Here is a 12,581-nt window from a genome sequence, read left to right as displayed (position 1 = left end):
CTAGACTGCGCCAGCTAAAAATATTTTAAATAAACAATTCTGCTGATGTTTTCTGGAGAGCCTTCTCTATAGGCGCTGCTGTTAATCGAGTGCCGGATTTTGTTTGCGGACTATTTGTTCGCGGGATTTTATTTGCTGTCGATTTTCATAAGTATGGTTTATTTCTCTGTTTTTGATCGAACTGGTTTTCCGGGCTTTCTCGCGATATAGAGAGAGCACGCAGAGGTTTTTTGACGGCAGATCGATTCCGTGTGGCGATCGATTTGAATCCGTCAGGCGAGACCGACCACACTATGGGTATGGAGAAGGAGACAGATCATGCAGGAAAGCAATCAGACCCAACGTAATGCAGCCCAGATAAGCCGCTGGCGGGTAGCCAACTGTCTTGAGGAAATGCTGGCCGAGATCAATAAGCGTTGGCCTGGTCGCGATAAAAGCAGTGATGGCTCGATCGGCGACGAGGCACATCAAAAAGATCCTAATTCTGACCATAATCCCTGGGTAATCGAAAACGGGGTGGGCGTGGTGCGGGCGCGCGATTTCGATGTCGATGGGATCGATGCCGAATGGCTGGCCGAGCATCTGCGGCTGCGCGGTCTCCATGGCGACAAACGGCTGCGCGGTGGCGGCTATGTGATCTATAACCGCCGCATTGCCGGTGCTTACGATAATTGGGATTGGCAGCCTTATAGCGGGGATAATCCGCATACCGGTCATATTCATGTGTCGGTGTCGCGCAATAAAGAGCCTGGTTACGACAGTTCGGGCAAATGGTTCATTTATTCGCAACGCGACTATGAGCCGATTCGGGCCGAAAGCCTGCCGCGCAATTTCGACAGGGCGCTGAGCGGCTGGAGCATCGGCTTTGACTATGTGCTGGAAAACGCCCTGCGCGAATACGCGGCCGGCCGCGGGGTCGGTCGCTTTGCTTATCGTTTCTCTCTGCCCGAGTTTCCCGCCGATATTGGCGAGGCCAGTGTCGCGGCCGTTCTGTCCTCGGCACAGCCCAATGTCGAAGCCGATGTGGTGCTGGTGGTGAATGGTGTGGTGCAGTCCAGCCGGCGTGTACCGGCTGCCGGCGCCAATGTGAACTACAGCGAATGGACGATTCCGGCCAGCGCACTGGTCAGCAACGGCGCCAATACGGTCGAATTCCGGCTCGATCAGGGCAACGCTGCCGGGCTGCGTGTCCATTACCGTGTCGGCGAAACCGGGGCGACCGCGCCCATCGTGGTAACGATGCCGGCCGGCTCCTTGCCGGTACCGACGCTGGAGAACGACTCGGCCTTTCTGGTTCAGCGGGTGCCGACCGTGATGCAGCCGGGCAGTACCCAGCGCGTGACGATCGAGATGCGCAATATCGGCACCACCACCTGGCGGCCGGGCCGGCACAAGCTCGGTTCGGACCTGCCGCAGGACAACACGACCTGGGGCCGCAGCCGGGTCGATCTGACCGAGCCGGTGCCGCCCGGTGGCACGGCGGTATTCAGCTTCGATGTGACGGCGCCGGCGAATCGCGGCGAGTACGTGTTCCGCTGGAAGATGCTGGAAGAGCATGTGAAATGGTTCGGTCCAGGCACAACCAAGCTGATGCTGACCGTAGGTGATGCCCTACCGCCCACCGCCCCCAAACCCGACCGCCTGCGCTCGGGCGAGACCATGCGGCGCGGTAGCGAGCTGGTGGCGCCCAACGGCTTGTACAAGCTGGCGTTCCAGGACGATGGGAATATCGTGCTGTACGGCCTCAGCCCAACCCGGGCGATCTGGGCCACCAACCGGCGCGGTGCGGTGACGCTGACCATGCAAGGCGATGGCAACCTGGTCGCCTACGACGCACAGAACCGCCCAGCCTGGGATACGGTCACACGCGGCTCCAAAGCCGTCGAACTGCGCCTACAGGAAGACGGCAATCTGGTGCTGTATACCGAGGCGGGTAAGGCGGTGTGGACGACCAGGACTAACGGGCGGTAAATCTTGGGGGATCGGTCTCAGTGCGGTTTTGGGGTCGATCCCCATTGCTTGGCGTAATGGCAATAGTTATGTATTTATATTTATATCTGGCTATTTGTCTGGCAAAGGTATTGCAGAAATATTTATTTATTGCTGAATACAAATGAAAGCGGCTTACTGGGTCTGTCCAGTAAGCCGCTTTTCAATCTGAGCACTGAGGCCAGTTCGCTTTCCCTATGGTGTCCAGGCAGGCTGACATTGCAGCGGGACAGATACAAAGGCTATGCCTCATTTTTCTGTCCGTCAGAAAGCGAGGCCAGGATAGAAGCAAAGGGTGCCTGACCTCGCTTTGCAGCTGACACAGCCTGCAAGGCTATGGTGTAGGACGCCGTTTCGAACGATCATGACCGGTTAGTCCGGCGCCACGGTTCAGTGCCGCACCAGCTCTTCCCACTGTTTATTGAGCCGCTTGACCGATACCGGGTAGGGCGTTTTCAGTTCCTGGGCGAACAGGCCGACTCGAAGCTCCTCGATCATCCAGCGGAACGGGGCGAGCTTGGCCGGGTCGCGGCCGAGTTTGCGCCATTTCTCCTGTTCCGTTTCCCAGCGCGACCATAGCTCGGCCACTTCGGCGCCGCGTTGTTCGTCGCGGGCCTGGGCGGCGTTGTACTTGTCGAGTCGCAGCTTCATCGCCTTCAGATAGCGCGGCAGATGGGGAAGCTGTTCCCAGGGCGTCGCCGTCATAAAGCCCGGATAGATCAGCCGTCCCAACTGCTGCTTCAACTCGCTTTGCAGCCGGACCGGCTTGCTGAGCAGGTTGTATAGCGTCTGATACTCGGCCGCCACCTCGTTCAGCACCCGATACGCCGCATCGCGCACGGCCGGCAGACGAGCCTTGGCGCGTGATTTCTGGTTGTCGAAGTCCTTCTTGCTGCGCGGCAGTTCATCGTCGCCGATAAAGGCGCGGTCGCAGACGCACTGGATCAGGTCGTCCATCAACTGGTCGGAGTTGGCGACATGGCGCAGCAGCAACGCGGTCTGGGTAAAGTTGGGGAAGCATTTCGGCAACTGCTTCACCTGTTCCTTCAGTTCGAGTTGCATCAGCCGCACCACGCCTTGACGATGGGCGAGCAGGGCGGCTTCTTCGGTATCGAACAGCCGGATGGCGCAGCCTTCATCCTGCGGCACCACGGCCGGATAACCGGTCAACCGCGCGCCCTGGCGCTCGAAGGTCAGCTTAGCTGGCAGGTCGCCGAAGTCCCAGGCGGTAATGCCTTCACGTTCGATGCCCACTTCGACTGGCGTGGTCTTGCTGCCTTTCTTGCCGGTCTTGGCCGGTGTCTGGGCCACCTCGCGGAAAGTCATCCGTGCCGCTTCCGACAGTTGCTCGCGCAGTGCCACCAGATCGCGTCCAAGCGCCAGCTCCTGACCGGCGTCATCGACCACCCGGATATTCATTTTCAGGTGTGGCGGCAGATCGGATGGGTCGAATTCCTCGACCGAAACCGGCTGCCCGATACCACGACCCACTGCTTGCGCCAGTTGTGGCAAGAGCGGCTGGGTCAGGTCGGCCCGGTCGAGTTCGACCAGGGTGCGGGTGACGAATTCGGGCACCGGCACGCACAGGCGGCGGATCGATTTGGGCAGCGACTTGACCAGATGGGTGATCTTGTCGCGGATCAGACCCGGTACCAGCCATTCGAACGCCGCACCGTTGACCCGGTTGAGCAGATGGAGCGGCAGTTGCACCGTAACGCCATCGAGCGGATGGCCAGGTTCGAAGCGGTAGGCCAGTGCCAGCGTGACGCCGTCGAGTTGCAGCTCGGGCGGAAACTGGGCTGCCGTGATGCGCTCGCCACCATGGCGCATCAGGTCCTCGCGGCTGAGGAACAGCAGCTTCGGATCGGTCTTCTCGGCTTCTTTGCGCCAGGCTTCGAAGCCAGCGGCATTGATGATGCCCTCGGGAATGCGGGCGGCGTAGAAGTCGAACAGCACGCCTTCATCGACCAGCACATCCTGGCGGCGCGCCTTATGTTCGAGTTCCTCGATTTCGCTGATCAGTGCCTCGTTATGGCGGTAGAACTCGGCGCGGGTATTGAAACGCCGCCCGGCCAACCCTTCGCGGATCAGAATTTCACGCGACTGCACCGGATCGATCGGCCCATAGTGGACACGGCGCCGCGCCACCAGCGGCAAGCCGTAGAGCGTTACCCGCTCGCTGGCCACCACCTGGCCCGGACCTTCTTCCCAATGCGGGTCGAAATAGTCACGCTTGACCAGATGGTCGGCCAACTGCTCCAGCCATTCAGGCTGGATGCTGGCGACGCAGCGGCCATAGAGCTTGGTGGTTTCGACCAGCTCGGCGGCGACGATCCATTTGGGGCGGGATTTCTTGAGGCCGGAGCCCGGGAAGATATGGAAGCGGATGCTGCGGGCGCCCAGGTACTCCTCGTCTTCGGGCTGCTTCATGCCAAGGTTGCCGATCAGGCCGGCACAGAGCGCACGATGGATCGACTCGTAGCGGCTATTTTCGGCATTGAGCTTTTGCTTGGCTGCCTGTTTGCCGGTCGGAGCCGGGGCCGCGACCGGTTCGGCCGCCGACGATTCCACCTTCCAGCCCATATCCGAGGCGATCTCGGCCAGTTGGCCATGCAGCTCGCGCCACTCGCGCAGCCGCAGATAGGACAGGAAATGGCTATGGCACAGATCGACCAATTGGCGGTTCGACTTCTTGGTCTTGAGTGCCTCGTCGAAGAAGTCCCAGAGATTGAGGAAGGACAGGAAGTCCGATTTTTCATCGACAAAACGCTGCTGTGCCCGATCGGCCGCATCGCGGGCCTCGAACGGCCGTTCACGCGGATCCTGGATCGATAGCGCCGCGGCCAGAATCAGCATTTCGCGCAGACAGTGCTCGTCGCGACCGGCCAACAGCATCCGGCCGACTTTGGGGTCGATCGGCAAGCGCGCCAGCTCCTGGCCGAGCCGGGTCAGCCGGCCTTGCTCATCGACGGCGCCCAGTTCATGGAGCAACTGGTAGCCGTCGGCAATCAGGCGGCCCGAGGGCGCTTCGATAAACGGGAAATCCTCGACCCGGCCGAGCTTGAGTGCTTGCATGCGCAGAATCACGGCGGCAAGCGAAGAGCGGACGATTTCCGGATCGGTAAAGGCGGGGCGGGCATTGAAGTCGTCTTCACCGTAGAGGCGGATACAGACCCCGGCAGCCACCCGGCCGCAACGGCCGGCACGTTGACGGGCCGAGGCCTGCGAGATCTTTTCGATCTGCAATTGCTCGACCTTGGCACGCGGGCTGTAGCGGTTCATTCGTGCCAGTCCCGAGTCGATCACATAGCGGATGCCGGGCACGGTCAGCGATGTTTCAGCCACATTGGTGGCCAGCACCACCCGGCGGCCGCTGCTGCCACGGAAGACGCGCTGTTGCTCCTCGACCGACAGCCGGGCGAACAGCGGCAGAATCTCGGCGCCCTTGAGCTGGGCTTTACGCAGCTCGTCGGCGGTATCGCGGATCTCCCGCTCGCCCGGTAGGAAAACCAGCACATCGCCGGCCCCATCGTGGCGCCATAATTCGTCGACGGCGGCGACGACGGCTTCTTCCATCTCGATTTCCTGGTCGTCTTCGTCGCGCGAGCGCAGCGGCCGGTAACGGACTTCGACCGGATAGGTCCGGCCGGAAACTTCGATCACCGGCGCGCCGTCGAAATGGCGCGAGAAGCGCTCGGCGTCGATGGTGGCCGAGGTGACGATGACCTTGAGATCGGGCCGCTTGGGCAGCAACTGGCGCAGAAAGCCCAGCAGGAAATCGATATTGAGGCTGCGTTCATGTGCCTCGTCCACGATGATCGTGTCGTATTGCGACAGGAAACGGTCGGTCTGGGTCTCGGCCAGCAGAATACCGTCGGTCATCAGCTTGATCAGGCTGGAAGCCGAGGTGTGGTCGGTAAAGCGGACCTTGTAGCCGACCAGATCGCCCAGTTCGGTATCGAGCTCCTGGGCGATGCGGCTCGCCACCGAGCGGGCAGCCAGACGGCGCGGCTGGGTGTGGCCGATCAGGCCGGCGACACCACGGCCCAGTTCCAGGCAGAGTTTGGGCAGTTGGGTGGTTTTGCCCGAACCGGTTTCGCCGCAGACGATCACCACCTGATTGGCGGCAATGGCTTGCAGCAGCTCATCGCGGCGTTGACTGACCGGCAGGGTGTCATCGTAGTTGGGGCGCGGCAGCCGGGCGGCGCGGGCCTCGAATTTGGCTTGGGAGACCTTGATCGCGCCTTCGATCTCGATCAGGGCGCGCTCGATAGATTGATTCTTCTTCTGGCGCTCGCGGGCCGCCTGGATCTTCTGGCGGATGGGGTGGCGGTCGCGAATCAGGCAGCGCGTCAGTTGGGCGCTGAATTGGCTCAATGGACTGGACATAGATGAATAAAGAGCAAGGGAAGGGCAAACAAAGGCGCCGATTCTAGCACAATGGCGTAGCCGGCCGCCGTCCGGGTGAGCCGCTTGCTACGGTGGACAGGGCGCGGCTGGCGCTTTGCATGGTGTATTCGATGATGGATCGCAGGAGGCGATATGGTGTTGAGACTGGCGACCTGGGCCAAGCAGCTCGGTGATAGCGGCAAGCAGGTCAAAGAGATATTCCGTGGTGACTATAGCAAGATGAGTCCGGCCGAGCGCGATGCGGCGGCGGAGAAGCTGGTGCGCGATTGCGCCCTGACTGCGGCGGCCCTGGCACCGATACCGCTGCCGTTTTCCGAAATGCTGACGGTGACGCCGCTGCAATTCATGATGGTGCGCGGCTTGGGCCATATCTATGGCTATCGTCTGTCCCCCAATGGGGTACGCGAGACACTGGCGCTGGTAGGCGGCAGCATGGTCGGCCGCCAGCTGACTGTGGCGGCGCTCAAAGGGATGTTGCCGGGGCTGGGTTCGCTGGTGGCGATCGCGCTGGATTCGGCCTGGACCTATGCGATGGGGCGTACGGCGATCGTCTGGTTCCGCTCGAACCAGACCGCGTCGCCTGAGGAGTTGCGCCGGGTCCATGACGAGGCCGTGGCGGAAGCCGAGGCCAAGATGCCCGAAGAAGCGCGCAGTGCCTTGGTCAAGGCGCGCCAAGGCAAGAAAGGCGAGTAGCCGGACAGCAAAAGAGAAAACCCAGCCTTCTGGCTGGGTTTTCGGTGTTGGCGGAGCGGACGGGGCTCGAACCCGCGACCCCCGGCGTGACAGGCCGGTATTCTAACCAACTGAACTACCGCTCCGGGCAAACTATCGTTAAGACAGTCTGTTTACTGCTCAATACTGGTGGGTAGTACTAGGATCGAACTAGTGACCCCTGCCGTGTGAAGGCAGTGCTCTACCGCTGAGCTAACCACCCGACTGTATGAGACCAAACGATCTCAACAGCACTGAAGTTGGCGGAGCGGACGGGGCTCGAACCCGCGACCCCCGGCGTGACAGGCCGGTATTCTAACCAACTGAACTACCGCTCCGGAACAAACCGCCAAATCTGGCAGATTGTTTTACTACTAAACCATCTGGTGGGTAGTACTGGGATCGAACCAGTGACCCCTGCCGTGTGAAGGCAGTGCTCTACCGCTGAGCTAACCACCCAACTGTACGACCCTTTACGGTATCGACAGCGGAAAATTCTGGCGGAGCGGACGGGGCTCGAACCCGCGACCCCCGGCGTGACAGGCCGGTATTCTAACCAACTGAACTACCGCTCCGCGTTGGCTTCCTGCTGTGTTGCTGCAGGAAGGCGCGCATTTAATCACGCAGGCTGGACCCTGTCAACCACCAATCTGCATGTTTTTTGCAAATTGTCGCGAAATGGCCCGGAACGCATCAAACCTGATATAAATGCGCCCTGATCTGCCATTGTCATTGCTACGCTGGATAGCAGGCCACCTAAATGTCGCCCTTATATATAGTGAGATGACTTTGATGGCGACTGAACCTTCACCGGCAGGATAAGAACTAACCCGACGATGATCGTCCGTCTTCCCGACTCCCCCTGGTTTTATCGTGCCGTGAATCTCGGCCTGCTCGGTTGTCTGGCCTGGCAGGCCAGTTCCTTGGGCTGGCTGCTGCTGGCACCGCGCCCACTGCCGCCCCTGGCGGCGCCGCCCGAACCGGGCAGCGTAGCGGCGCCGACCGACCTGGGTCCGCTGACTCGCTTATTCAGTGCAACGGCTGGCGGGCCGGAACAACCTTCCACCCTGAATCTGAAACTCAAAGGTGTGATCGCCGCGCGGGGCGACTGGCCGGCCGTGGCGGTGCTGATCGGTGGCAGCGGCAAAGAGAACGCCTTCAAGGCCGGCGATGAGGTCGAGTCGGGCGCTCGACTGGCCGAAGTCAACGGCGACCATGTCATCATCGATAACCGTGGCCGGCGCGAACGGGTCGAACTCGACAGCAAGCCTGCACCGTCCCTCAATAGCATGATGCCGCCGCCCCCTCCCTCGCTGGCCCTGACGCCCGGGATGGCGCCCCCGGCGCCGCTGCCCTTACCGGGAGACGAGCGCTCCCTGAACCGGCGTTCACTGGCCGGCGGCCTGCAAGGTCTCAATATCAGCGACTGGGCTCGTGGCATTGCGCCGGCGCCCGCTGGCGGCATCCTGATCGAAAACGTCGGCGCCCAGCCGCTTGCGCCCATGCTGGGTTTGCAGAACGGCGACGTGCTGAAGATGGTCAATGGCGCACCACTGGCCAAGACCTCCGACATATCCTCGGTCTACAGCGCATTCAGCCGCGACAGTCAGATCAATCTGACCGTGCTGCGTCATGGCGCGCCGTTGACCCTTCGTTACCGAATCGTTCCCTGACAATGAAATCGTTCAAGACGCTCGCGCTCGCGCTGTTGCTCTCCGGCCAGATGGTGATGGCCGCCGACGACAAGGTCATGCTCAACTTCGTGAACATGGAGATCGAGTCGGCGGTCAAGGCGATCGGCCTGATTACCGGCAAGAATTTCGTGCTCGATCCGCGCGTCAAGGGGACGGTCAATATCGTGTCCTCAAGCCCGGTGGCCAAGCGCGAAGTGTTCAACATCATGCTGTCGGCGCTGCGCCTGCAGGGTTTTGCAGTGGTCGAGACCAGCGGAGCGATCAAGATCGTGCCCGAGGCCGACGCCAAACAGAACTGGGGCGTGACGGTCAACCGCAACAACAATGTCTCGGGCGACCGGATCATTACCCAGGTCTACCCGATGAAACACGAGTCGGCCGCGCAGCTGGTGCCTATCCTGCGGCCGCTGATCACCCCCAATAACTCGATTGCCGCCTATCCCGGCGCCAATCTGCTGGTGATCACCGACTACGCCGACAACGTCAAACGGCTCAACCAGATCATTGCCAATATCGATCAGCCGGCCAATGGCGAGATCACCATGATCCCGCTCAAATTCGCCTCGGCGCTCGAAGTGGCCCAGACCATCGGCCGCCTGATGCCCGAAGTCAGCACGCCGGGCGTGGTGGCAGGCGGGATCGGTCCGGGTCTGGAAGGGGCCAAGAAGAGCCAGGTCATCGCCGACACCCGTGCCAATACGCTGTTGGTGCGCGGCGACAATACCGCCCATCTGGCGCAGATCCGCAAGATCGCCGAAACCCTCGACCGACAAGGTCAATCGGGTGGCAATATCCATGTGGTCTATCTGAAGAACGCCGACGCCACCCGGCTGGCGCCGACGCTCAAGGCCATCATCACCGGCCAGGATGTGCCACAGCCCAGTTCGGGCGCCACGCCAGGCAATACCACGCCGGCCACGCCGCAGCCGCAGATCAGCCCGAGCAGCGCCGGCCTGGGGCTCGGGGCGGCCCAGAGCACCCCCGGCGTGGCGATCCAGGCCGATGCCACCACCAACTCGCTGATCATCACGGCGCCTGACCATATCTATAACAATCTGCGCGCGGTGATCGACAAGCTCGACGCCCGTCGTGCCCAGGTCTATGTCGAGGCGATGATCGCCGAGGTCTCGATCAACAAGGCCGGCGAATTCGGCATCCAGTGGCTGGTCGGCGGCGGGGACGGCGATAAATGGTCGGTCGGTTCGGCCTCGGTGCTGGGCAGCAAGGAAAGCGGCAGCAATATCCTCGATATTGCCAAGGGCATCGCTACCAATAATCCGACGCTGCCGCAGGGCTTCACCATCGGGGTGCTCAACGGCGTGCTCGGCAAGGATTCCACCAACAAGCCCAACCTCGGTCTGCTGGCCACCGCCATCGAGACCAACGGGGGCGGCAATGTGCTGTCCACGCCCAATATCCTGACTCTCGACAATGAAGAAGCGAAGATCATCGTCGGTCAGAACGTGCCTTTCATCACCGGCACCCAGCCCTCCACCGGCAACAACCAGAACCCGTTTACCACGGTCGAGCGCAAGGACGTCGGTATCCAGCTCAAGGTCAAGCCGCAGGTTTCCGAGGGCGGGGCGATCACGCTGACGGTGTTCCAGGAAGTGTCGAGCGTCGATACCCGCAGCAATATCAACACCGGCAACGCCGGTCTGATCACCAAGAAGCGTTCGATCGAATCGAAGGTCCTGGTCGACGACGGCCAGATCATCGTGCTGGGCGGGCTGATCGAGAACGATGTCTCCAACGGCGAGAGCAAGGTGCCGCTGCTGGGCGATATTCCGGTACTGGGCAATCTGTTCCGCTACGAGTCGCGTGGCGACAAACGGACCAATCTGATGGTGTTCCTGCGCCCGGTGGTGCTGCGTGACGGCCAGGCGGCCGAGGCGCTGACCAATGAGCGCTACCAGATGTTGCAGACCATGCAGCGTGAATACCGGCGCGACCGCAATCTGATGTTGCCCGAGCTGCCCGAAGTGGCCCTGCCGGGTCTCGATGGCCGCCGGCGCAAATCGCCGCCAGCGCCCTTGCCGCCCACACCCGTCACCCAGCCGCCCGCTCCGGTGGTCGATACCGCACCCGTTGCCACCCAAACGATAGACGCCCGCCAGAAATGAGCTATCGCAGCATCGCCAATTACGGCTTCGCCAAGCATCGCGGCGTGGTCGATATCGCCGACCATGGCCACAGCATCGAAGTCCTGCTGCGCGAAGGCGCCGATATGGCCGGCCTGATGGAATTGCGCCGCAATCTGCGCCGCCCGGTCACGGTCACGGCGGTGTCGCAGGTCGAATTCGATCAGCGGCTCGGCCAACTGTTTTCGCGCGGCGACAGTCAGGCGGCCGAGGTGGCCGAAGATATCGCCGACGATCTCGACCTGACCCGGCTTGCCCAGGATATGCCGGCTATCGAGGATCTGCTCGAAGCCGAAGACGACGCCCCCATCATCCGCCTGATCAATGCGTTGCTGACCGAGGCCTTGCGCGAAGGGGCGTCGGATATTCATATCGAGCCGTTCGAAACCCGCTCCGTGGTGCGTTTTCGCATCGACGGCAAGCTCAAGGATGTTCTTGAACCGCAACGGGCGCTCCATGCCGCCATCGTGTCGCGGATCAAGGTGATGGCGAGCCTCGATATTTCGGAAAAACGGCTGCCGCAGGATGGCCGTATCACGCTGCGGGTGGCCGGTCGGCCGGTCGATGTGCGGGTATCGACCCTGCCGACCGGCCATGGTGAGCGGGCCGTATTGCGTCTGCTCGACAAATCGACCGGCCGGCTCGATCTGGCCCGGCTTGGCATGCGGCCGGTGACGTTCAACCGCATGCAGTCGCTGATTGCCGAACCGCACGGCATCGTGCTGGTGACCGGCCCGACCGGTTCGGGCAAGACCACCACGCTCTATGCGGCGCTGGCGTCGATGGATGCCCGTACCACCAATATCATGACGGTCGAAGACCCGATCGAGTACGACCTCGACGGCGTCGGCCAGACCCAGGTCAATCCCCGTATCGACATGAGCTTTGCCCGGGCCCTGCGCGCCATTCTGCGGCAGGACCCGGATGTGATCATGATCGGTGAAATCCGCGACCTGGAAACCGCCCAGATCGCGGTGCAGGCTTCGCTGACCGGTCACCTGGTGCTGGCGACGCTGCACACCAATGATTCGGCCAGTGCCGTCACCCGGCTGGTCGATATGGGGATCGAACCGTTCCTGCTGGCATCGAGCCTGATCGGCGTGCTGGCGCAGCGGCTCTATCGCAATCTGTGCCCCGCCTGTCGCCGGCCCTACTGGCCCGATGCCGCCGAGTGCGAGCAGCTTGGGATGAAGCAGCCCAGCCAGTTGTTCCATGCGATGGGCTGCCCGGCCTGCAATGGCTCGGGCTATAAAGGCCGTGCCGGGGTGTATGAGCTGCTGGTGGTCGATGACGCCATCCGCAGCCTGATCCACGACGGGGCGTCCGAAGCCAAGATCCGCGAGCATGCGCTGCGCCAAGGGATGACCGGCCTGCGCGACGATGGCATCGCCTGTGTGATCGATGGTCGCACGACCTACGAAGAAATTCTGCGCATTACCCGCGAAGGCTGATCTCCCCTCTGTCCTGTGCGGTATCCGGCCGGATGCCGCATTCAGTTCTAGAATTCAACGATGGTCTCTGACCATATCCGTTGCTGTTCCCTTATTGATTAAATTATTGTGCCAGTCGTGTGCTAGACATAAAGCCGCGATAGAAAGAAAAAGAAAAAACTCCCTCCGGGCGATTGGCCGTCGGA

At 61.6% G+C, this 12,581-nt stretch carries 6 protein-coding genes and 5 tRNA genes; 5 read left to right on the top strand and 6 right to left on the bottom strand.

What is annotated here, in order from left to right; translation table 11 throughout:
* The first annotated feature begins 318 nt into the window (after window positions 1-318).
* Window positions 319-1,971, top strand: coding sequence for an NBR1-Ig-like domain-containing protein (locus ACFOW7_RS05970; RefSeq protein WP_378162077.1), 1,653 nt, complete (start codon window positions 319-321; stop codon window positions 1,969-1,971).
* Between the two features lie 408 nt (window positions 1,972-2,379).
* Here the strand turns inward: ACFOW7_RS05970 and hrpA are convergent, their stop codons facing one another.
* Window positions 2,380-6,378: an ATP-dependent RNA helicase HrpA gene (gene hrpA, locus ACFOW7_RS05965; protein ID WP_378162075.1), complete on the bottom strand. Its 3,999-nt coding sequence runs from the start codon at window positions 6,376-6,378 to the stop codon at window positions 2,380-2,382.
* A 153-nt stretch (window positions 6,379-6,531) separates the two neighbouring features.
* On the opposite strand from hrpA, the gene ACFOW7_RS05960 reads away from it, so the two are divergent.
* On the top strand, window positions 6,532-7,092 hold the full coding sequence (locus tag ACFOW7_RS05960; protein ID WP_378162073.1) for a YcjF family protein: 561 nt from the start codon (window positions 6,532-6,534) through the stop codon (window positions 7,090-7,092).
* Window positions 7,093-7,140: 48 nt separating this feature from the next.
* Here the strand turns inward: ACFOW7_RS05960 and ACFOW7_RS05955 are convergent.
* The 5 genes from ACFOW7_RS05955 to ACFOW7_RS05935 all read right to left on the bottom strand — a co-directional run bounded on the left by ACFOW7_RS05955 (window position 7,141) and on the right by ACFOW7_RS05935 (window position 7,685).
* Window positions 7,141-7,217 (bottom strand) — tRNA-Asp (locus ACFOW7_RS05955).
* Between the two features lie 41 nt (window positions 7,218-7,258).
* Window positions 7,259-7,333 (bottom strand) — tRNA-Val (locus ACFOW7_RS05950).
* 38 nt (window positions 7,334-7,371) lie between these two features.
* Window positions 7,372-7,448, bottom strand: a tRNA-Asp gene (locus ACFOW7_RS05945).
* A 46-nt stretch (window positions 7,449-7,494) separates the two neighbouring features.
* Window positions 7,495-7,569 (bottom strand) — tRNA-Val (locus ACFOW7_RS05940).
* A gap of 39 nt (window positions 7,570-7,608) precedes the next feature.
* A tRNA-Asp gene (locus ACFOW7_RS05935) sits at window positions 7,609-7,685 on the bottom strand.
* A gap of 261 nt (window positions 7,686-7,946) precedes the next feature.
* Here ACFOW7_RS05935 and ACFOW7_RS05930 point away from each other — a divergent pair.
* The 3 genes from ACFOW7_RS05930 to gspE are packed head-to-tail and all read left to right on the top strand — an operon-like array spanning window position 7,947 to window position 12,396.
* Entirely contained in the window at window positions 7,947-8,783 is an 837-nt protein-coding gene (locus ACFOW7_RS05930; RefSeq protein WP_378162071.1) for a type II secretion system protein N, read from the top strand.
* A gap of 2 nt (window positions 8,784-8,785) precedes the next feature.
* Window positions 8,786-10,927, top strand: a complete 2,142-nt coding sequence (gspD, locus tag ACFOW7_RS05925; RefSeq protein ID WP_378162069.1) for a type II secretion system secretin GspD — start codon at window positions 8,786-8,788, stop codon at window positions 10,925-10,927.
* Window positions 10,924-12,396 (top strand): type II secretion system ATPase GspE, encoded by a 1,473-nt coding sequence (gene gspE, locus ACFOW7_RS05920; protein ID WP_378162068.1) that lies wholly within the window; start codon window positions 10,924-10,926, stop codon window positions 12,394-12,396. Before gspD ends, gspE begins: the two co-directional genes overlap by 4 nt.
* The last annotated feature ends 185 nt before the right edge of the window (window positions 12,397-12,581 follow it).

The sequence above is a fragment of the Chitinimonas lacunae genome (assembly GCF_042650885.1).
Taxonomy (GTDB): domain Bacteria; phylum Pseudomonadota; class Gammaproteobacteria; order Burkholderiales; family Chitinimonadaceae; genus Chitinimonas_A; species Chitinimonas_A lacunae.
This window is presented reverse-complemented; position numbering and strand designations above follow the sequence as displayed.